Source organism: Serratia sp. JSRIV002, assembly GCF_019968725.1.
GTDB lineage: Bacteria > Pseudomonadota > Gammaproteobacteria > Enterobacterales > Enterobacteriaceae > Chania > Chania fonticola_B.
The window spans coordinates 1757182-1778725 of the sequence record NZ_CP074143.1 but is presented as its reverse complement, the minus strand read 5'-3'; the positions used below and the strand labels follow the sequence as shown (position 1 = coordinate 1778725).

The window sequence follows — 21544 nt, the reverse complement described above, 5'->3', positions numbered from 1 at the left end:
TTATAGTTTTTGCCATACATATTTTAAACATGCATCACAGATACGGCGACCAGGCAGGGAATTTGACCTGTCCATCGGTTGCCGGAAGACGCGCTTTGAAGCGCCCATCAGTCGATACCAACTGCAGCACGGAGCCCATACCTTGCGTGGAGCTATAGATCACCATGGTGCCGTTTGGTGCGATACTAGGCGTTTCATCCAGGAACGTGTCCGTTAACATTTGAACGGCTCCCGATCCAAGATCTTGTTTGGCGATATGCTGAACTCCATTGTTGGAGCTCACCATCACCAGGAATTTACCGTCGAAGCTGACATCAGAGTCCTGATTCTGGGCACCTTCCCAGGTCAGACGCTGTGGTGCGCCGCCGTTAGCGCCAACCTTATAAATCTGTGGGCGACCGCCCTGGTCAGAGGTATAAGCCAGAGATTGACCATCTGGGAACCAGCTCGGTTCAGTGTTGTTGCTACGGCCATCGGTGATCTGGCTGATTTGGCCAGAACCCAGGTTCATCACATACAGATTCAGACTGCCACTTTTGGACAGCGCGAATGCCAGGCGGCTACCGTCTGGAGAGAAGGCAGGTGCACCGTTGTGACGAGGGAACGAAGCTACCTGACGGATTGCGCCATCAGACAGGTTCTGGATCACCAGCGCTGATTTACCGCTCTCAAAGGTCACGTAGGCCAGTTTGCTGCCATCCGGCGACCAGGCCGGTGACATCAGTGGCTCTGGTGAACGATGCACTGGAACCTGGTTATAGCCGTCGTAATCCGATACGCGCAGTTCGTACGGGAATTTCCCGCCGTTGGTCTGCACCACGTAAGCGATGCGGGTACGGAATGCGCCCTTGATACCGGTCAGCTTCTCAAACACGCCATCGCTGGCGGTATGAGCCGCATAACGCAGCCACTGTTTGGTCACTTTAAACTGGTTTTGTGCCAATACGGTGCCAGGCGAACCTGAAGTATCGACCAACTGGTAGGAAACCAGATAGCTGCCGTCGGCACCAGGCTGAACCTGGCCAACCACTACGGCGTCGATGCCCAGCGCAGTCCAGGCCGCCGGCGTCACTTCAGACGCGGTGGTAGGTTGCTGCGGCATACGTGCCACATCAATCGGGTTGAATTTGCCACTGTTACGGAGATCTGCACCAACGATCTGGCCAACATCTTCCGGAGGCGTGCCTGGGCCCGCCCATTTAAATGGCACCACGCCAATCGGGCGAGCGGAGTCGACCCCTTGGGTGATTTCAATGCGAACTTCCGCATGCAGCACGGATGCCCACAGAACAATAAGACCTAACGCTACTCGAAATGCCTGCTTCATCTCATCTCCCTTATCCAGGCGGTATGCCTGCGATAATTTAGCAGAATTTTAACAAACCAACGCCAACAACACTACATATTCCCTGTTGGTTACCTTGGTACATCCATGCGTTTAACTCGGTTTAAGACAATCATTATTGAGGCTTAAATGTAAGAGGAGCATTCTTAAACGCCTCATACACCGCCTGGCTAGGTGGCTTTGGAATACGAGCCTGCTTAGCTGCCGCCAATGCGGCCTGACACAAGGCAGGATCCCCACCTTCAGCCTTAACATCAATCAACAAGCCATCCGGTGCCAATTTAATCCGTAAATCGCAGGTCCTTCCTTTGTAAAGATCGGCATCGTAAAACTTGCTCTGTATTGCGGCGGTAATCTGCCCCAGGTAACCATTAATCTCGGCACCGCTTGCCCCCGCAGTTTTGGCATTACCCTGCCCTGCCGGTTTACCGTCACCTTTAGCCTTGGCACCGCCACCTTTCGGCGCATTTTTGCCATCGGCCAAGCTACCGAATAAATCATCTACATCAGCAGACTGTTTAGCTGCTTCAGCTGCGGCCTTCTTCTTGGCATCTGCGGCTTTCTTGGCGGCAGCAGCCTTCTCGGCAGCGGCGGCTTTTTTCGCTTCTTCTGCGGCCGCTTTCTTCTCGGCGTCAGCAGCGGCTTTCTTCTCTGCGGCTTCAGCAGCCTTCTGTTCTGCGGCAGCGGCGGCTTCTTTCTTCGCCTCTTCCGCCTGCTTTTTAGCAGCGGCGGCAGCGGCAGCTTCTTTCTTGGCTTCCGCTTCGGCTTTCTTCTGTGCGTCTGCCTGCGCCTTGGCTATTTTATCCGCCTCGGCTTTGGCTTTCGCCGCAGCTTGCTCGGCTGCCTTCTGTTGTTCTTTGGCCTTCGCCGCAGCGGCTTCTGCTGCTTTCTGCTGCTCAGCGGCCTGTTGTTGCTGTTCAGCAGCTTTCTTCTGCTGTTCGGCCTGTGCCTTGGCGTCCTGCGCGGCTTTTTCCTGCGCGGCCAAACGCTCTTGTTCCAATTCTTTCAGGCGCTGCTGTTCCGCCGCCTGCTTCTGCTGCAGCTCTTCAGCCTGCTGCTCCGCCTTCTTCTGGCGCTGCTTTTCTGCACGCTGTGCATCGCTGCTCTGTTGTTGTTGGCGATTGTACTGCTCTACCACCGCCCCTGGATCGACCATCACGGCCCCGACCACGGAACCATCACCGCCGCCGCCTGCACTACTCATTTCAGTATTTTCGTACAGCGAACCCCAAATCAACAGGGCAATCAATAGAATGTGCAGAACCACCGATACAATCACGGAGCGGTTCAGCTTATCATTTTGCTCAGTTGCCTTTACCAAAATAGAATCCCAAAAACTGCTGCTTAAACGGGGTTCCTGCGCCACAGGGCAGGAACCGGGTTGCCACTGACCTTACGGTTAGATTGGCTGGGTCATCAACCCTACGGAAGCGACACCCGCCTGATGCAGAATATTCAATGCCTTGATAATCTCATCGTACGGTACTTCCTTGGCCCCACCGATCAAAAACACCGTCTTCGGATTAGCTGCCAGACGCGACTTGGCTTCGGCCGCCACCTGCTCAGGCGGCAACAGCTCCATACGGTTGTGATCCACCACCAGGGTGTACTGACCTACACCGGAAACTTCCAGGATCACCGGTGGATTATCGTCGCTGGACACCGTCTTGGAATCGGTGGCATCAGGTAAATCAACTTCAACGCTTTGGGTGATGATTGGCGCGGTTGCCATAAAGATCAGCAACAGCACCAACAAGACGTCCAGCAGCGGAACAATGTTGATTTCCGACTTCAGCTCACGCTTGTTACGACCACGAACTCTCGCCATGCTACCCTCCTACTTCTTATTTGCTGTCGCTGGAGAAGGCCTGACGATGCAGAATAGCGGTGAACTCTTCCATAAAGTTGTCGTAATTCTGCTCAAGCTTGTTAACGCGCTGATTTAGGCGGTTATAGGCCATAACGGCAGGGATCGCGGCAAACAGACCGATGGCCGTAGCGATCAACGCTTCGGCGATACCCGGTGCTACCATCTGCAAGGTGGCTTGTTTTACCGCACCCAGGGCGATAAAGGCGTGCATGATCCCCCACACGGTACCAAACAGGCCGATATACGGACTGATGGAACCCACGGTGCCGAGGAAAGGAATATGGTTCTCCAGCGTTTCCAGCTCACGATTCATCGAAATACGCATCGCACGCGTTGCCCCTTCGATCACCGACTCTGGCGCATGGCTGTTGGCACGGTGCAAACGGGCAAACTCTTTAAAACCGGAATGGAAAATCTGCTCTGAGCCAGTCAGGCTATCGCGACGTGCCTGGCTTTCCTGATACAGACGGGAAAGCTCGATACCAGACCAGAATTTGTCTTCGAAGGCTTCGGCGTCGCGAGTGGCCGCATTGAGGATGCGGGTACGCTGGATGATAATCGCCCAAGAGGCCACTGAAAAGCATATCAAAATCAGCATGATAAACTTGACCAGCAGGCTCGCCTTCAAGAATAGATCTAGGATGTTCATGTCAGTCACTGCTTAAACTCCGCGACAATAGACTTAGGAAGCGCTATCGGCTTCATTTGGTGTGGATCAATGCATGCAATCAATACATCGGCCTGACTCAAGAGAGTACCGTCAGAATTAACAATGCGTTGAGCAAACGTAAGAGAAGCCCCGCGTATTGAAGTGATTTTGCTCTGCACTTCCAGCAGATCGTCAAGACGAGCTGGTGACAGATAATCCACCGTCATACGCCGGACAGCGAAAGCGACATGTTCTTCACTGAGCAGCTGCTGTTGATGAAAGTTATGTTGACGCAGCATCTCGGTGCGCGCTCTTTCATAAAAAGCGACGTAACGGGCATGGTAGACCACACCACCGGCATCGGTGTCTTCAAAGTAAACACGAACCGGCCATCGAAACAACTTATTACTCACGAGACTTCCAAACCAAGGCAATTGAACGATTGCTACTATACGCAAGACGGATCGGGTTGGGAATGGGTTACTGAATGGGAATGAAAATAATTATGGGCCTGAACGGCCCATAACCGGGGGGATGCGTAATAGATTATAAAGAAACGTAAAGTAATCCTGCGGCCAGGATCACAATTGCAGGTAATGGCGCGAAAAATGCACGCCAAAACGTGCTCTGTGATCGGAAGCCGACACCGTGAACAATGCCTGCACATACTGCCCAGATCAGCAAGATACCCTGCCAAATCTCTAATGAGCTGGTACGTGCTGCAAAGCGGCTAGGATCCCAAAAGATACATCCCGCCAAAATCACCGCCAGCACCAATGAAAGGGCCCGAACCGGGCCCTTGTCGGTGATAGCGTACAGCTTATCCACCAGTGACGAACTCATCACTTACCGTCTTGCTGCGCTTTTGAATCTTCACTGTGCTCAAGCGCCAGCGCCGTGATGATACCGAAGGCACAGGCAAGAAGCGTTCCGAGGATCCAGGCAAAATACCACATGGTTTAGCTCCTTTTGCTTAGTACAGCGAATGCTTATTTTTTTCGATGAAGTTCTTATCCAGGCGACCAAACATTTTGTAGTACGCCCAAGCGGTGTACGCCAGAACGATTGGCACGAAGATAATGGCAACAACGGTCATCACCTGCAGTGTGAACAGGCTGGAAGTCGCATCCCACATGGTCAGGCTGACGTTAGGCACGGTGCTTGATGGCATAACGAACGGGAACATGGTTACCCCAGCCGTCAGGATCACACAGGCAATCGTCAGTGATGAACTCAGGAACGCCATCGCAGCTTTGTCCAAACGGGCAAACAGGATAGTGAACAGTGGCAGAACCACGCCCAACGCCGGCAGTGCCCACAGGGATGGATACTTGTTGAAGTTGATCAACCAGGCACCCGCCTGATGAGCGACTTCTTTACGCAGTGGGTTGGATTCCGCTGCCGTATCCAGTGCTGAGGTGATCACGAAACCGTCGATACCTTTCACCAGCCAGATACCCGCCAACAGGAAGCATACGCCCATCACCAGCGCAGAAATCTGCGCTGCAGCGCGTGAGCGCAGGTGAATCTCGGCAGTGGTACGCATCTGCAGGTAGGTGGCCCCCTGGGTCACCAGCATGGTCAGGCTGACAATACCGGCCAGCAAACCAAACGGGTTCAACAGTTGGAAGAAGTTGCCGGTATAGAACAGACGCAGATATTCATCGATATGGAACGGTACGCCCTGTAACAGGTTACCGAACGCCACGCCGAACACCACCGCAGGCACGAAGCTACCGACAAAGATGCCCCAGTCCCACATGTTACGCCAGGTGCTGTTCTCCAGCTTCGAGCGGTAGTCAAAACCGACCGGGCGGAAGAACAAGGCAGCCAGCACCAGGATCATGGCCACATAGAAACCAGAGAACGCGGCAGCATAGACCATTGGCCAGGCGGCGAACAATGCGCCACCGGCGGTGATCAGCCACACCTGGTTACCGTCCCAGTGCGGGGCAATGGCGTTGATCATGACCCGGCGCTCGGTATCGGTTTTACCGATAATGCGCATCAGTATACCAACACCCATATCGAAACCATCGGTGACGGCGAAACCGATCAGCAGGATGCCAACCAGGAGCCACCAGATAAATCGCAGTACTTCGTAATCAAACATATCTTGGACTCCTGTTTAGCGCGCTTCCTGCACGGCGGCAGTCGGTTGTTCAAAGTGGTAGCGGCCAGTTTTCAGGCTGCTTGGACCCAGACGTGCAAACTTGAACATCAGGTACATTTCAGCCACCAGGAACAGGGTGTACAAGCCGCATATCAGCCCCATCGAGAACAGAATGTCGCCTGCGGTCAGCGAAGAGGTGGCGACTGCGGTTGGCAGCACCTCACCTATCGCCCACGGCTGACGGCCATACTCCGCCACGAACCAGCCCGCTTCAACGGCAATCCATGGTAATGGCAGGCCGAACAACGCAGCGCGAAGCAGCCATTTCTTCTGACCGATACGACCACGTACCACGCTCAAGAATGACAGGCCGATAATAAACAGCATCAGCACACCACAGGCCACCATGATACGGAAGGCGAAGTACAGTGGAGCAACGCGTGGGATAGAGTCTTTGGTTGCCTGCTGGATCTGCGCTTCCGTCGCGTCGGTGACGTTTTCGGTGTAGCGCTTGAGCAGCATGCCGTAACCCAGATCCTGTTTGGTATCGTTGAATGCGGTGCGCACTGCTGGATCGGTATTACCGCCACGCAGTTCTTCCAGCAGTTGGTAAGCTTTCATACCGTTACGGATACGCACCTGGTGCTGTGCCATCAGTTCGCGCAGGCCGATAACCGGGGTGTCGATAGAACGGGTAGCAATCAGGCCGAGCGCCCAAGGAATTTGAATCGCGAAGGAGTTCTCCATTTTCTCCTGGTTCGGGATGCCGAACAGGGTAAATGCGGCCGGAGCCGGTTGAGTTTCCCATTCGGCTTCAATGGCAGCCAGTTTGGTTTTCTGCACGTCCCCCATTTCGTAACCGGATTCATCACCCAGTACGATAACAGAAAGGATCGCAGCCATACCGAAGCTGGCAGCAATGGCGAACGAACGCTTGGCAAAAGCAACGTCACGCCCTTTCAGCAGATAGTAGGAGCTGATACCCAGCACGAACATCGCACCGGTGGTGTAGCCTGAGGCCACGGTGTGAACAAACTTCACCTGAGCGACCGGGTTCAAAACCAGCTCGGAGAAGCTGAGCATCTCCATGCGCATGGTTTCAAAGTTGAAGTCGGAGGCGATTGGGTTTTGCATCCAGCCGTTGGCGACCAGGATCCACAACGCAGACAGGTTTGAGCCGAGGGCAACAAACCAGGTGACCGTCATGTGCTGGATCTTGCTCAGGCGATCCCACCCGAAGAAGAACAGACCGACCAGCGTCGATTCCAGGAAGAACGCCATCAGACCTTCGATAGCCAGCGGGGCCCCGAAGATGTCACCGACGTAATGAGAGAAGTATGACCAGTTGGTCCCGAACTGGAACTCCATGGTCAACCCGGTGGCCACACCCAGAGCAAAGTTGATTGCAAATAACTTGCCCCAGAATTTGGTCATATCTTTATAAATTTGTTTGCCGGACAGCACATATACCGTTTCCATAATTGCCAGCAAAAACGCCATACCCAGCGTTAATGGGACAAATAGGAAGTGGTACATCGCCGTTAAAGCAAACTGTAAGCGCGACAGTTCGACAATATCAAACATCTTGACTCCTTGCTCCTCGCAGGAAGACTCCGACTTGCGGTTATCGGTATTACTCCCGAAAGAGTAGCCGGTAACGCCCCGCAGTGAATGCCCTTAAACACAACAAAATTTGATCCAGCCTCTCCGCTTTCAACCGCACGTTCAGAGCCAGACCACGAGGGACGGGAGCAAAACGCACCAATGAAAACCGACAGCGGGTAACAAATGCAACAAGATCAACCATCCGTAATTACACAGTGGCATGATACTCGCCAAAGCCCATACAATAAATAGGTATTTGCGTGACACAGGTTGGACTTTTGGCTACAGGTCAAAAATCAGCCTAAATAGGTAGCCAGGCCAATATTGATCTAAAACAATTTAAGCCTATCTGCATATTATTGCTAGGCTCATTACGCAATTTGCTGTAATTTCCCAGCGCCCATGTTAAGCAATGGTTTAATTGTTTTTTATTGATATCTTTGTGTTAAATAAATGTAATTTAAAATACCCCCAATTGTATTACTTCAGCATTACCATTCGATAGATATTAACTTTTTATTTCCAATGACGATTGCAGTGAGTTAACTCACAAATCTGCTTTTTGCTAAGTAATCATAGACCATGTTGCGAGGTTGATCCCAGAACCTGCAAGCACTGAGTGGTCGGCTCGCACCTCCAGCAACAATGCCTTGCAAAACGCCCTTCTCTCTCAGTGACATACAAAAAAGGCCGCCCAAAGGCGGCCAAACATGTCGAGATATTATTATTTGCTATACGGTACTAACGATTCAGGATCGCCTTCACTGCATCACCGATATCAGCCAGGCTGCGTACGGTTTTCACCCCTGCCGCTTCCAGAGCCGCGAACTTCTCATCCGCAGTCCCTTTGCCGCCGGCAATGATGGCGCCAGCATGGCCCATACGCTTGCCTTTCGGTGCAGTAACACCGGCGATATAGCCGACTACCGGCTTGGTGACGTGCTCTTTGATATAGGCTGCCGCTTCTTCTTCCGCGCTGCCGCCAATCTCACCGATCATCACGATAGCTTCGGTCTGCGGATCTTCCTGGAACAACTTCAGAATATCGATAAAGTTGGAACCCGGGATCGGGTCACCGCCGATACCTACGCAGGTAGACTGCCCCAGACCGGCGTCAGTGGTTTGTTTTACCGCTTCATAGGTCAGAGTACCTGAACGGGAAACGATACCCACCTTGCCTGGCAGGTGAATATGGCCAGGCATGATACCGATCTTGCATTCGCCCGGGGTGATCACACCTGGGCAGTTCGGGCCGATCATGCGCACACCGGCTTCATCCAGCTTCACTTTCACGGTCAGCATATCCAGAGTTGGGATGCCTTCGGTGATGGTGATGATCAGTTTGATGCCTGCATCGATGGCTTCCAGAATGGAGTCTTTGCAGAATGGCGCTGGCACGTAGATAACAGACGCGGTAGCACCGGTCGCTTCAACAGCTTCACGCACGGTGTTGAACACTGGCAGACCCAGGTGCTCAGTACCGCCTTTGCCCGGAGTCACGCCCCCCACCATTTTGGTGCCGTAAGCGATAGCTTGTTCGGAGTGGAAGGTACCCTGGCTACCGGTGAAACCCTGGCAGATTACTTTGGTGTTTTTATCGATTAAAATGGACATTATTTACCCTCCACTGCCGCAACAACTTGCTGAGCCGCATCAGTCAGGCTGGTCGCAGCAATGATATTCAAACCGCTGTCCGCCAGTTTCTTGGCGCCCAGTTCGGCGTTGTTCCCTTCCAGGCGCACGACCACCGGGACGTTAACGCCCACTTCGGCTACCGCGCCAATGATACCGTCAGCGATCAGATCGCAACGCACGATGCCACCGAAGATGTTCACCAACACCGCTTTCACCTTGTCGTCAGACAGGATGATTTTGAAGGCTTCGGTCACGCGCTCTTTGGTTGCGCCACCGCCTACATCCAGGAAGTTGGCTGGTTCGCCACCGTGCAGTTTCACGATGTCCATGGTACCCATCGCCAGACCGGCACCGTTCACCATGCAACCGATATTACCGTCGAGGGCAACATAGTTCAGCTCCCACTGGGCCGCACGGGATTCACGCTCGTCTTCCTGAGAAAGGTCACGCATTTCACGCAGTTCAGGCTGACGGAACAGGGCATTGCCATCGGCACCCAGCTTACCGTCCAGGCAGATCAGATCGCCCTGCTTGGTCACTACCAGCGGGTTGATCTCAACCATCGCCAGATCGCGCTCCAGGAACAACGTTGCCAGGCCCATAAAGATTTTGGCAAACTGGCCGACTTGCTTACCGGTCAGGCCCAGTTTGAACGCCAGCTCACGCCCCTGGTAAGGCTGTGGGCCTGCCAGTGGGTCGATGGTCATTTTGTGGATCAGTTCCGGGGTCTCTTCCGCAACTTTCTCAATTTCAACGCCGCCTTCAGTAGAAGCCATAAACACTACGCGACGGCTGGCACGGTCAACTACCGCCCCCAGATACAGCTCTTTGTCGATATCGGTGGCCGCTTCTACCAGGATCTGGTGAACCGGCTGGCCCAGCGCATCGGTCTGGTAAGTCACCAGGCGTTTACCCAGCCAGGCTTCGGCAAAAGCACGGATATCTTCTTTGCTGTTAACGACTTTAACGCCACCAGCTTTACCACGGCCGCCAGCATGAACCTGACATTTTACCACCCACGGGCCGGAGCCGATTTTAGATGCGGCTTCTTCTGCTTCACGCGGAGTGGTACAGGCGTAACCGGTTGGTGCTGGCATGCCATACCGAGCAAACAGCTGTTTTGCCTGATATTCGTGTAAATTCATGATGTTCTATCCATTCAGGTCAGAAAGTTTTAGCCGGGTCACTTTCGCGGTATTCCGCATGACTTATCGGCCACATAGCACAGGGTGTGGGCGCGGCAAAAACCACGCCCTTGCAAGGATTAAACGTCCAGCAGCAGACGAGCCGGATCTTCCAGCATGTCTTTCACCGTTACCAGATAACTCACCGACTCTTTGCCATCGATCAGACGATGATCGTAAGACAGAGCCAGATACATCATCGGCTGGATCACGACCTGACCATTGACCGCCATCGGGCGATCCTTGATGGCGTGCATACCCAGGATGGCGCTCTGCGGTGGGTTGATGATCGGGGTGGACATCAATGAACCGAAGACGCCGCCGTTGGTAATGGTGAAGTTACCGCCGGTCAGTTCTTCCACGGTCAATTTGCCGTCACGGCCTTTGATCGCCAGCTCTTTGATTTTCTTCTCGATGTCCGCCATGCTCATGGAGTCAACGTCACGCAGTACCGGGGTTACCAGGCCGCGCGGGGTCGAAACCGCAATGCTGATATCGAAGTAGTTGTGGTAAACCACGTCGCTGCCGTCGATAGAGGCGTTCACTTCCGGGAAGCGTTTCAGCGCTTCGACTACCGCTTTGATGTAGAAGGACATAAAGCCCAGACGTACGCCGTGGCGTTTTTCGAAGGCTTCACCGTACTGCTTGCGCAGATCCATGATCGGCTGCATGTTGATTTCGTTGAAGGTGGTCAGCATCGCGGTGCTGTTCTTCGCTTCCAACAGGCGCTCGGCCACGCGTTTGCGCAGGCGGGTCATAGGGACACGTTTTTCGCTACGACCGCCCAAGGCTGGCTGAGGTGCCGCCGCTGGGGCTGCTGCAGCCGGTGCCGCTTTCTTGCTGGCAGCCAGGTGCGCTTCTACGTCTTCACGCGTGATACGGCCACCCACGCCGCTGCCTTTGATGGCGGCAGCATCGAGATCGTGTTCGGCAATCAGGCGGCGGATCGCCGGGCTGAGTGCGTCGTTGTTCTCTTCTTCCAGGCTGGCGGTTGCACGCTGTGCCGGAGTTGATTCAACGCTCTGAGCTTTCGCTTCGGTCGGCTTGCCAGAGCTGTCACCCTGACGGATACGCCCGAGAAGCTGACGTGAAGTCACGGTTGCGCCTTCGTCTTCCAGGATCGCTTCCAGTACGCCGGCTTCACTGGCAGGCACTTCCAATACGACTTTGTCGGTTTCAATTTCAACCAGCACTTCGTCACGCTGAACGGTGTCACCCGGTTTTTTATGCCAGGTGGCGACGGTCGCATCGGCAACGGATTCAGGGAGGTCAGGAACCAGAATATCTACGCTACTCATTAGCTTTCCTTTAAATTTTTTCTTCAATATTCAGCGCGTCATTCACCAGAGCCTGCTGCTGCTTCTGGTGTACGGACATATAACCCACCGCCGGAGAGGCAGAGGCTGGACGTCCTGCGTAACGTAAAGAGGCCCCAAACGGGATCACTTCACGGAAATTGTGTTGGCTGCAATACCAGGCACCCTGGTTCAACGGCTCTTCCTGACACCAGACGAAATCATGCACGTGGGCATACTGTTCCAATACCGCTTGAACGGCCTGATGCGGGAACGGATACAGCTGCTCGATACGTACGATGGCCACGTCTTTCTGGTCGTTCTTGCGGCGTTGCTCCAGCAGATCGTAATAAACCTTACCAGAACACAGCACCACGCGTTTTACCGCTTTGGCATCCAGCTCGTCAATTTCGCCGATGGCCGGTTGGAAGGTACCGTTTGCCAGCTCTTCCAGGGAAGAGACTGCCAGCGGATGACGCAGCAAGGACTTCGGTGACATCACCACCAGCGGACGGCGCATACCGCGCAACGCCTGACGGCGCAGCATATGGTAAACCTGTGCCGGAGTGGACGGGATGCACACCTGCATGTTCTGTTCTGCACACAGCTGCAGGTAACGTTCCAGACGCGCAGAGGAGTGCTCTGGGCCCTGGCCTTCGTAACCGTGCGGCAGCAGCATCACCAGGCCACACATACGGCCCCATTTCTGCTCACCGGAGCTGATGAACTGGTCGATCACGACCTGAGCACCGTTGGCAAAGTCACCAAACTGCGCTTCCCAGATGGTCAGGGTGCGCGGCTCTGCGGTGGCGTAGCCATATTCGAATGCCAGAACGGCTTCTTCAGACAGCACCGAGTCCCAGACTTTGAATTCGCCCTGGCCGCTGTGGATATTCGCCAGCGGGACATAGACAGAACCATTTTTCTGGTTGTGCACCACCGCATGGCGGTGGAAGAAGGTGCCACGGCCAGCATCTTCACCAGAAATACGGATCGGGATGCCTTCATCAGCCATGGTGGCGTAAGCCAGCGTTTCCGCTGCGCCCCAGTCGAACGGTTTGTTGCCTGCGGCCATCTCGGCACGATCGCCGTAGATTTTCGCCACGCGCGACTGCATTTCGATCGCTTCCGGTACGCTGCTGATGCGGCGAGCCAGTTCCTGCAGGCGCTTCATCTCAACCTTGCTTGGGTACTCTTCGTCCCACTCATGATTCAGGTATGGCGACCAGGTAAAGGAGTGCAGGTTCATCGGACGCCACTCTTCAACCACGCAGTCACCGCGATCGAGAGCATCGCGATACAGGTTGACCATTTCCGTGGCATCTTCCAGGCTGGCAACCTTCTGTTCGGTCAGTACGTCAGCGTAGATTTTGCGTGGCGTTGGGTGTTTCTTGATCTTCTGGTACATCACCGGCTGGGTAGCACTTGGCTCATCGGCCTCGTTATGCCCATGGCGACGGTAGCAGACCAGATCGATCATCACGTCACGTTTAAAGGTGTTACGGAAATCCAACGCCAGACGAGTGACAAAGGCCACCGCTTCCGGATCATCGGCATTCACGTGGAAGATAGGAGCCTGCACCATCTTGGCAATATCGGTACAGTATTGGGTAGAACGCGCATCCAACGGGTTGGAGGTAGTGAAGCCAACCTGGTTGTTGATGACGATACGCACCGTGCCGCCCACTTCATAACCGCGAGCCTGCGACATATTCAGGGTTTCCTGAACTACGCCCTGCCCGGTGATTGCCGCGTCACCGTGAATGGTGATTGGTAGCACCATGTTGCTGCGCGCTTCGTCCAGACGGTCGCGGCGGGCGCGTACAGACCCCATAACGACCGGGCTGACGATTTCCAGGTGCGACGGGTTAAACGCCAGCGCCAGGTGAACCATGCCGCCTTCGGTTTCCACGTCGGAAGAGAAGCCCTGGTGATATTTTACGTCACCGGTGCCCAGGTGTTCTTTATGCTTGCCGGCAAACTCGTCGAACAGGTCGGCCGGTTTTTTACCCAGCACGTTGATCAACACGTTCAGACGGCCACGGTGGGCCATGCCCAGCACCACTTCACGCGTGCCGTTTTTGCCTGCGTGACGCACCATTTCTTTCAGCATCGGCACCAGCGCATCGCCACCTTCCAGCGAGAAGCGTTTGGCCCCAGGGAATTTGGCACCCAGGTAACGCTCCAGCCCTTCGGCCGCCGTCAGTTCGCTCAGGAAACGGCGTTTCTCATCGGTGGTGAAGCTGGCACGCCCCGCTACCGATTCAATGCGCTGCTGGATCCAGCGTTTCTCTTCGGTGTTGGTGATGTGCATATACTCGGCACCGATCGAACCGCAGTAGGTCTGCTTCAGCGCCGCGTACAGATCGCTCAGCTTCATGGTTTCTTTGCCGATGGCAAAAGAACCCACGTTGAAGGTTTCCTGGAAGTCGGCTTCGGTCAGGTTGTGGTACGCCGGATCGAGATCGGGAACGCGCTCCTGCTTCCACAGGTCTAACGGGTCGAGGTTGGCGTGCTGATGCCCACGGAAGCGGAAGGCGTTGATCAGCTGCAATACCTTGACCTGCTTGGCATCGGTTTCAGGATCGTTGATGGTGGTGTTATAACGAGCAGAATCTTTCGCCAGGCGGCGGAAGTAATCTCGCGTTTGGGAGTGGAGCTGATCGGGTTTGACACCCGCAGTTGGTAGTTGCTGGAAAATCGAACGCCAACTATCTTCAACGGAACTCGGATCGGTTAAAAAGTCTTCATAGAGCTGCTCTATGTAGGACTGGTTCGCGCCCGCCAGATAGGAGGAATCCAGCCAGGCCTTCATTGCGCCGTTCTGCATTTTGATCCCTTAAGCTTTAAAGCTTCAGTTTTCGCCGTGGTTAACATAATTACCGTAATGGTACGCTTAACGGTTCACTAGACGTGCTTATACAAGTGCACGTTCTGTTTTGGACCTTGCGGCCCCATACAAGGAACCTCTAAAAACCGGCGGGACAAACCTGATTGCCTTTAACCACAATCACGGGTCAGTTTTTAGAGATACCCTCTTGGGATGTGCGCCGGTAAAGCCACCGGCGCAGCATCTCGTTCTGTTTATGCGCCGCGTTGCAGCAGCATAGACTTGATATGACCAATTGCACGGGTCGGATTCAAGCCCTTAGGACATACACTGACACAATTCATAATGCTATGGCAGCGGAAAACACTGAAAGCGTCGTTCAGATCGTCCAATCGTGCTTCAGTTTCCGTATCACGGCTGTCGATCAGGAAGCGGTACGCCGCCAACAGACCGGCCGGGCCAACAAACTTGTCAGGGTTCCACCAGAACGATGGGCAAGAGGTGGAGCAACAGGCACAGAGAATACATTCGTACAATCCATCCAGTTTTTCCCGCTGATCCGGCGTTTGCAGGTGCTCACGCGCCGGAGGATTCTTGCCATCATTAATCAAGAACGGCTTGATTTTTTCATACTGGGTATAGAACTGCCCCATATCCACCACCAGATCACGCACCACCGGTAACCCCGGCAGCGGGCGGATCACAATCTTGTTGTTGCCTTTACGCAACGACGAGACCGGGGTGATACAGGCCAGACCGTTCTTACCGTTCATATTGATGCCGTCTGAACCGCACACGCCTTCACGGCAAGAGCGGCGGAAAGATAAGGTCGGGTCCTTTTCTTTCAGCTGGATCAACGCATCCAGCAGCATCATGTCACGGCCCTCTTCCGCTTCCAGGCTGTAGTCCTGCATGTGCGGGGCGCTATCGACATCCGGATTGTAGCGATAGATAGAGAATTCAAGTTTCATCAATCGAGCTCCGCAATTAGTAAGAACGCACTTTCGGCGGGAATGCCGCGCGCAGCTTCGGTTGCATGTTCACTTCACGACGCGTCATGCTTTCCGATTGCGGCAGATACAGCGAATGGCACAGCCAGTTGGCATCGTCACGCTCCGGGAAGTCGAAGCGGCTATGCGCGCCACGGCTCTCGGTACGGAAGTTGGCCGACACGGCGGTGGAATACGCGGTCTCCATCAGGTTATCCAACTCCAGGCATTCGATGCGCTGGGTGTTGAATTCGCTGGAGGTATCATCCAGGCGTGCGTTCTTCAGACGTTCACGGATCACTTTCAGCTCTTCCAACCCTTTCGCCATCGCATCACCTTCGCGGAACACCGAGAAGTTATGCTGCATACAGGATTGCAGTGCCTTACGAATTTCCACCGGATCTTCACCAGAACGGGTGTTGTTCCAACGGTTCAGACGATCCAGCGAAGCTTCGACGTCCGATTCGCTGGCTTCGCGGCTTTCGCCCTGCTCTGCCAACGACTCTTGCAGGTGCATACCGGCAGAGCGACCAAATACCACCAGATCCAGCAACGAGTTGCCACCCAGACGGTTGGCGCCGTGTACCGATACGCAGGCAATTTCGCCTACCGCGAACAGGCCCGGGATCACCACGTCTTCGCCTTTCTCGTTCACGGTCAGCGCCTGGCCGGTCACTTTGGTCGGAATACCGCCCATCATATAGTGGCAGGTTGGAATGACCGGGATCGGCTCTTTCACCGGATCGACGTGGGCGAAGGTACGGGACAGTTCCAGAATACCCGGCAGGCGGGACTCCAGCACTTCTTTACCCAGGTGGTCCAGTTTCAGCTTGGCATGTGGGCCCCAAGGACCGTCACAGCCGCGGCCTTCACGGATCTCAATCATGATCGAACGTGCCACTACGTCACGGCCCGCCAGATCTTTGGCATTTGGCGCATAACGTTCCATGAAACGTTCGCCATGTTTGTTCAGCAGGTAACCACCTTCACCGCGACAACCTTCGGTGACCAGTACACCAGCCCCGGCAATGCCGGTTGGGTGGAACTGCCACATTTCCATATCCTGCACCGGTACACCGGCACGCAGCGCCATACCGACACCGTCACCGGTATTGATGTGGGCGTTGGTGGTGGATTGGTAAATACGACCTGCCCCACCGGTAGCCAGAATGGTTGCCTTGGCCTTGAAGTACACGACTTCACCGGTTTCGATACAGATAGCGGTGGTACCAACTACCGCACCATCCTGGTTTTTCACCAGATCCAGCGCATACCACTCGGAGAAGATGGTGGTGTGGTTTTTCAGGTTCTGTTGATAAAGGGTGTGCAACAACGCGTGACCGGTACGGTCCGCCGCCGCAGCGGTACGGGCCGCCTGCTCGCCACCAAAGTTCAGTGACTGGCCGCCAAACGGGCGTTGATAAATGCGGCCATCGTCCAGACGGGAGAACGGCAGGCCCATGTGTTCCAACTCCAGAATCGCTTCCGGGCCGGTTTTACACATATATTCAATGGCGTCCTGGTCACCGATATAGTCGGAACCCTTCACCGTGTCGTACATATGCCATTCCCAGTTGTCTTCGTGGTTATTGCCCAAGGCTACGGTAATGCCGCCTTGCGCAGACACGGTATGGGAACGGGTCGGGAATACTTTGGAAAGCAGGGCACAGGTTGAGCCCGCCTGGGAAATCTGCAGCGCCGCACGCATACCTGCGCCACCAGCACCGATAACAACTGCATCAAACTCTCTGATTGGCAGTTTCATTTATGCACCCCACACGACGATTGTTCCGTACAGTAAATAGACCAGCAACGTGACGACAATCGCCAGTTGCAGCACCAGGCGTAACGCCAGTGGCTTGATATAGTCCGTCAGCACCTGCCACATTCCCACCCAGGCGTGAACCAGGATCGACAGCAATGTCAGCAAGGTGAATACTTTCGTAATGGAGGTGGCGAAGAAGCCGCGCCAGATTTCATAGGTGATGTCCGGAGCCGTAACGACGAAGCCCAGGATATAGAGCACATACAGGGTGATGACGATGGCGGAAGCACGCAGTAACAACCAGTCGTGTACGCCGTTACGTCCTAATGCAGAAACGTTGCTTACCATACGAGGACTCCAGCCAGAATTGACAGCACGACGGTCAGACCGAACGCCACCTGGGCAGAACGGGTACCTGCGGCTAAACTCTCTTCGATATAGCCAAAATCCATTAACAAGTGACGAATGCCACCGCAAATGTGATAGGCCAACGCGGTGAGGATCCCCCAGAAAATGAATTTCACGAAGAAGCTATTCATGATGGCGGCAGCGTGCAGGAAGCCCTCTTGAGAAGAGAGAGAGATACCCAGCAGCCAGAGGAGAATGCCCACGGCAACGAAAGTAATTACGCCAGAGACTCGGTGTAAGATGGACGCTATCGCAGTTACAGGAAACCGGATCGTTTGCAGATCCAGATTGACAGGTCTTTGTTTTTTCACGGTTTTGCCCACACAGCTCTTATTATTTTCCTTCCTCCGGGCCTGGGTGGGGATCAGACAGCGTCCAAGAGCTTTCACTCTTACACCTCACGCGCTCAAACATCGACATCCTAGTGCTTAAACGGCGCGTAGTGATAACGCTGGGTGCTCCTACTTCAGGGTAATCCGGAGACCTGGCGGCAGTATAGGAGGTTCACATTCTTATTACAATTCCCATACAATCCCTTTGGTCACATTTCCCCAGAACAGTGATTTAGATCACGATTATTACATTTAGCACGAAATTAATTATCTGATTTGACAAGAGATCAACATTTCCATTACAAATAGGGCAGCAATCAACCCTATGATGCACTAGCGGTCACCGGATACACTTCCCCCTAAGCACAAGTTATGCAACAGTGTAGCGATAGTGTATGTGGTTAACATTCCAAACAGATCGTAGGTAATGATTAAAAGAAAATAACGAATCCCGATGAATCGTTAACGGCTGCTAACCCGTCTTGTTCGCCTGGTGCAAACTCTGTCCCCTACCGGCGCAAATGCGCTGTCGCTCACAGAGTTAGCGTTCGCTCGACTTTATTGCGGGCAACCTGCGGAGATTTAAGGTATTTCAGTTGTTAGAGGTTTTTAAAATAAGGCGTTAAGGAGACTGTAAATGACTGATAAGAAAGCGACGCTAAGCATCAACAACGGCGAAGCTCCGATCGAACTGGGCGTACTCACCCCTTCACTGGGCCCTGATGTTATTGACGTACGCGCCCTGGGCTCCAAAGGTTATTTCACATTTGATCCCGGCTTTACTTCTACCGCTTCCTGTGAATCCAAAATCACGTTCATCGACGGCGACAAAGGTATCCTGCTGCACCGAGGCTTCCCGATTGAGCAGTTGGCAAAAGAGTCCTCCTACCTGGAGGTGTGCTACATCCTGCTGTACGGCGAACCCCCGAGTGCTGAAGAGTTCGAAACTTTCAAAACCACGGTAACCCGCCACACCATGATCCACGACCAGATCACCCATCTGTTCCGTGGTTTCCGCCGTGACTCGCACCCAATGGCGGTGCTGTGCGGGGTAACAGGTGCCCTGGCTGCGTTCTATCACGATGCGCTGGACGTCAACAATGAACGTCACCGTGAGATCACCGCGTTCCGCCTGCTGTCCAAAATGCCTACCGTGGCAGCGATGTGTTACAAGTATTCCCTTGGCCAGCCGTTTGTTTACCCACGCAACGACCTGTCCTACGCCGGTAACTTCCTGCGCATGATGTTTGCTACACCTTGCGAAGAGTACGTGGTGAACCCGGTGCTGGAACGCGCCATGGATCGTATTCTGATCCTGCATGCCGACCATGAGCAGAACGCGTCCACCTCCACCGTACGTACCGCCGGTTCATCCGGTGCCAACCCGTTTGCCTGTATCGCGGCCGGTATCGCTTCCCTGTGGGGGCCAGCGCACGGCGGTGCCAACGAAGCGGCACTGAAGATGCTCGAAGAAATCAAAACCGTTGAGCACATCCCTGAGTTCATCAAACGTGCCAAAGACAAGAACGACTCGTTCCGTCTGATGGGCTTTGGCCACCGCGTGTACAAAAACTACGATCCGCGCGCCACCGTGATGCGTGAAACCTGTCACGAAGTGCTGAAAGAACTGAACAAGAAAGACGACAACCTGCTGCAGGTCGCGATGGAACTGGAACACATCGCGTTGAACGACCCGTACTTCATCGAGAAGAAACTGTACCCGAACGTCGATTTCTATTCAGGTATCATCCTGAAAGCGATGGGTATTCCTTCTTCCATGTTTACGGTGATCTTCGCGATTGCCCGTACCATCGGCTGGATTGCCCACTGGAACGAAATGCATGACGAAGGCATCAAGATCGCTCGTCCACGTCAGCTGTATACCGGCTATGCCGAGCGTGAGTTCAAGTCTCAGGTTAAAAAGTAAGCTTTAGCGGGGCGTCATAGTCGCCCCAACTCGGCTAATGACCCTATCGACTTAACGCTGCCTCACTGGCAGCGTTTTTTATGGCTTACTGCTGGCAAACCGGGCACCAATAGAACGGCCGCGAAGATAGCGCCGTTTTCTCGATCATCGCGCCACAGCGCGGGCAAGGCTCACCGCTGCGATGAAACACCTTGAAGCTGAACAGCGTACCGTGATGGCGATTTTCATCTACCTGACCACGGGTCTGATATGAAATGCGTGGAATATCCAACAGCGCCTGCGCCAACTGATGCAGCGCATCAGGGGTGAGATCCTGCGGCTTATGCTTGGGTGCCAGTTCTGCCTGCCACAAAATTTCGGCTCGCAGGTAATTGCCCAGGCCAGCCAGAAAAGACTGATCCAGCAGCATTCCGCCCAACTGGCGCTTACAAAACGTCGGCGATAACAGCCGCTGTTCCACCTGCTCTACGGTCAAATCCATATCCAGCACGTCAGGACCAATACGTTTTAAGAACGGGTGTTGCTCGATCTCACCGCGCGGCGCAATGGTGATATCCGAAGCGCTATACAACAAAATCGCCCACTCGGCCGTCTCCAGTCGCACGCGCAGATCGCGCTTGGTTTCTGGCGTTTCGCCCGCTCGCACCACCTTCCACACGCCGTAAAGCTGATTGTGGCTGTACATGGTCAAACCGTTGGAGAAATCGGTTAACAAGGCTTTACCACGCGGTTCGATGGCAGTGATACGTTCACCGACCAGCTCGGCCTGATAGTGTTTCAGTTGCGGGAAAGCAAACCAGACTTCGGTCAGTGGTTGCTCGATCATCACCGCCGCCAGCTTATCTGCCGCCCGGCGGATCTCCGGCCCTTCTGGCATGGACAACTCCTTGATTGAAAAGGGTCCGGCAAGCCGAACCCTAGGGTTAACATGGAGGTAGCATAAATGACCTTAGTGCGTGGCGCCACCCACCACTTTCAAGTCATGCTCCACCTGCAAGGCGATCGAAATTGCCATTTCCAAAGCAAACAGCACCGTCTGGGCTGCCATACTCGGCGCACCAGGATGCTGTGCCGCCTGCTCAGGCAGGTAAGGGATATGGATAAACCCGCCCTTCACCGCCTGCTGCCCGCTTAAGCGGTGCAACAGACCGTACATCACATGGTTGCAGACATAAGTCCCGGCGGTTTGTGATACCGAGGCCGGAATGCCAGCCTCACGCATCGCATTCACCACCGCCTTGATCGGCAAGGTACTGAAATAGGCCGCAGGGCCATCTGCCACAATGGCCTGATCGATCGGCTGCTGTCCCTGATTGTCGGGAATACGCGCGTCATCGACGTTAATAGCGACGCGTTCCAGTGTGATGTCAGTGCGCCCGCCCGCCTGGCCGATCGCCAGTACCATCGCTGGCTGAACTTCATCAATGGCCGCGTTCAGCACAGTTAATGCCTCACCGAAGACGCAAGGTAGCTGGCGCGCGATAATGTGCGCCCCGCCAAGCTCCAGATCGTTAAGCTGCTTCACCACCTCCCAGGATGGGTTGACACGCTCGCCGCCAAACGGCTCAAAGCCGGTAATCAATACTTTCTGCATGCG

General features: G+C 54.3%; 20 protein-coding genes. 1 reads left to right on the top strand and 19 read right to left on the bottom strand.

What is annotated here, in order from left to right; translation table 11 throughout:
* Nucleotides 1-34: 34 nt before the first annotated feature.
* From tolB to sdhC, 17 genes are all read right to left on the bottom strand, one after another.
* On the bottom strand, nt 35-1327 hold the full coding sequence (gene tolB / locus KGP26_RS08245) for a Tol-Pal system beta propeller repeat protein TolB (RefSeq protein ID WP_021805258.1): 1293 nt from the start codon (nt 1325-1327) through the stop codon (nt 35-37).
* Nucleotides 1328-1460: 133 nt separating this feature from the next.
* Nucleotides 1461-2666 (bottom strand): cell envelope integrity protein TolA, encoded by a 1206-nt coding sequence (gene tolA, locus KGP26_RS08240; RefSeq protein ID WP_024483138.1) that lies wholly within the window; start codon nt 2664-2666, stop codon nt 1461-1463.
* 78 nt (nt 2667-2744) lie between these two features.
* Nucleotides 2745-3173: a colicin uptake protein TolR gene (tolR, locus tag KGP26_RS08235; protein ID WP_021805261.1), complete on the bottom strand. Its 429-nt coding sequence runs from the start codon at nt 3171-3173 to the stop codon at nt 2745-2747.
* A gap of 16 nt (nt 3174-3189) precedes the next feature.
* Complete coding sequence (tolQ, locus tag KGP26_RS08230) at nt 3190-3873, bottom strand: Tol-Pal system protein TolQ (RefSeq protein ID WP_024483139.1); 684 nt, start codon at nt 3871-3873, stop codon at nt 3190-3192.
* Nucleotides 3870-4277, bottom strand: a complete 408-nt coding sequence (gene ybgC, locus KGP26_RS08225; RefSeq protein ID WP_021805263.1) for a tol-pal system-associated acyl-CoA thioesterase — start codon at nt 4275-4277, stop codon at nt 3870-3872. Before ybgC ends, tolQ begins: the two co-directional genes overlap by 4 nt.
* A 133-nt stretch (nt 4278-4410) precedes the next feature.
* On the bottom strand, nt 4411-4707 hold the full coding sequence (ybgE, locus tag KGP26_RS08220) for a cyd operon protein YbgE (protein WP_021805264.1): 297 nt from the start codon (nt 4705-4707) through the stop codon (nt 4411-4413).
* Complete coding sequence (gene cydX, locus KGP26_RS08215) at nt 4707-4820, bottom strand: cytochrome bd-I oxidase subunit CydX (protein WP_021805265.1); 114 nt, start codon at nt 4818-4820, stop codon at nt 4707-4709. The genes ybgE and cydX overlap by 1 nt, the downstream gene beginning before the upstream one ends.
* A gap of 17 nt (nt 4821-4837) precedes the next feature.
* Entirely contained in the window at nt 4838-5977 is a 1140-nt protein-coding gene (gene cydB / locus KGP26_RS08210) for a cytochrome d ubiquinol oxidase subunit II (protein WP_021805266.1), read from the bottom strand.
* Nucleotides 5978-5992: 15 nt separating this feature from the next.
* Nucleotides 5993-7561 (bottom strand): cytochrome ubiquinol oxidase subunit I, encoded by a 1569-nt coding sequence (gene cydA / locus KGP26_RS08205; RefSeq protein ID WP_021805267.1) that lies wholly within the window; start codon nt 7559-7561, stop codon nt 5993-5995.
* Nucleotides 7562-8323: 762 nt separating this feature from the next.
* Nucleotides 8324-9196, bottom strand: coding sequence for a succinate--CoA ligase subunit alpha (gene sucD / locus KGP26_RS08200; protein ID WP_021805268.1), 873 nt, complete (start codon nt 9194-9196; stop codon nt 8324-8326).
* The gene (sucC, locus tag KGP26_RS08195; RefSeq protein ID WP_020825677.1) at nt 9196-10362 is read right to left on the bottom strand and encodes an ADP-forming succinate--CoA ligase subunit beta; all 1167 of its coding nucleotides are present in this window, start codon (nt 10360-10362) and stop codon (nt 9196-9198) included. Before sucC ends, sucD begins: the two co-directional genes overlap by 1 nt.
* 119 nt (nt 10363-10481) lie before the next feature.
* Complete coding sequence (odhB, locus tag KGP26_RS08190) at nt 10482-11699, bottom strand: 2-oxoglutarate dehydrogenase complex dihydrolipoyllysine-residue succinyltransferase (protein ID WP_021805269.1); 1218 nt, start codon at nt 11697-11699, stop codon at nt 10482-10484.
* A 10-nt stretch (nt 11700-11709) separates the two neighbouring features.
* Nucleotides 11710-14526: a 2-oxoglutarate dehydrogenase E1 component gene (gene sucA / locus KGP26_RS08185; protein ID WP_021805270.1), complete on the bottom strand. Its 2817-nt coding sequence runs from the start codon at nt 14524-14526 to the stop codon at nt 11710-11712.
* A 254-nt stretch (nt 14527-14780) separates the two neighbouring features.
* On the bottom strand, nt 14781-15497 hold the full coding sequence (locus KGP26_RS08180) for a succinate dehydrogenase iron-sulfur subunit (protein ID WP_021805271.1): 717 nt from the start codon (nt 15495-15497) through the stop codon (nt 14781-14783).
* A gap of 16 nt (nt 15498-15513) precedes the next feature.
* Nucleotides 15514-17280 (bottom strand): succinate dehydrogenase flavoprotein subunit, encoded by a 1767-nt coding sequence (gene sdhA / locus KGP26_RS08175; RefSeq protein WP_024529344.1) that lies wholly within the window; start codon nt 17278-17280, stop codon nt 15514-15516.
* Nucleotides 17281-17628 (bottom strand): succinate dehydrogenase membrane anchor subunit, encoded by a 348-nt coding sequence (sdhD, locus tag KGP26_RS08170; protein ID WP_021805273.1) that lies wholly within the window; start codon nt 17626-17628, stop codon nt 17281-17283.
* Nucleotides 17622-18011, bottom strand: a complete 390-nt coding sequence (gene sdhC, locus KGP26_RS08165) for a succinate dehydrogenase cytochrome b556 subunit (protein ID WP_024483149.1) — start codon at nt 18009-18011, stop codon at nt 17622-17624. Before sdhC ends, sdhD begins: the two co-directional genes overlap by 7 nt.
* A 646-nt stretch (nt 18012-18657) precedes the next feature.
* Between sdhC and KGP26_RS08160 the strand changes: the two genes are divergently transcribed.
* Nucleotides 18658-19947 (top strand): citrate synthase, encoded by a 1290-nt coding sequence (locus tag KGP26_RS08160; protein ID WP_223665265.1) that lies wholly within the window; start codon nt 18658-18660, stop codon nt 19945-19947.
* An 85-nt stretch (nt 19948-20032) separates the two neighbouring features.
* Here KGP26_RS08160 and nei read toward each other — a convergent pair whose 3' ends face one another.
* Both nei and pcp read right to left on the bottom strand, forming a co-directional pair.
* Nucleotides 20033-20824, bottom strand: a complete 792-nt coding sequence (gene nei / locus KGP26_RS08155) for an endonuclease VIII (protein ID WP_223499116.1) — start codon at nt 20822-20824, stop codon at nt 20033-20035.
* A 72-nt stretch (nt 20825-20896) separates the two neighbouring features.
* Complete coding sequence (pcp, locus tag KGP26_RS08150; RefSeq protein WP_021805277.1) at nt 20897-21541, bottom strand: pyroglutamyl-peptidase I; 645 nt, start codon at nt 21539-21541, stop codon at nt 20897-20899.
* Nucleotides 21542-21544 lie beyond the last annotated feature (3 nt).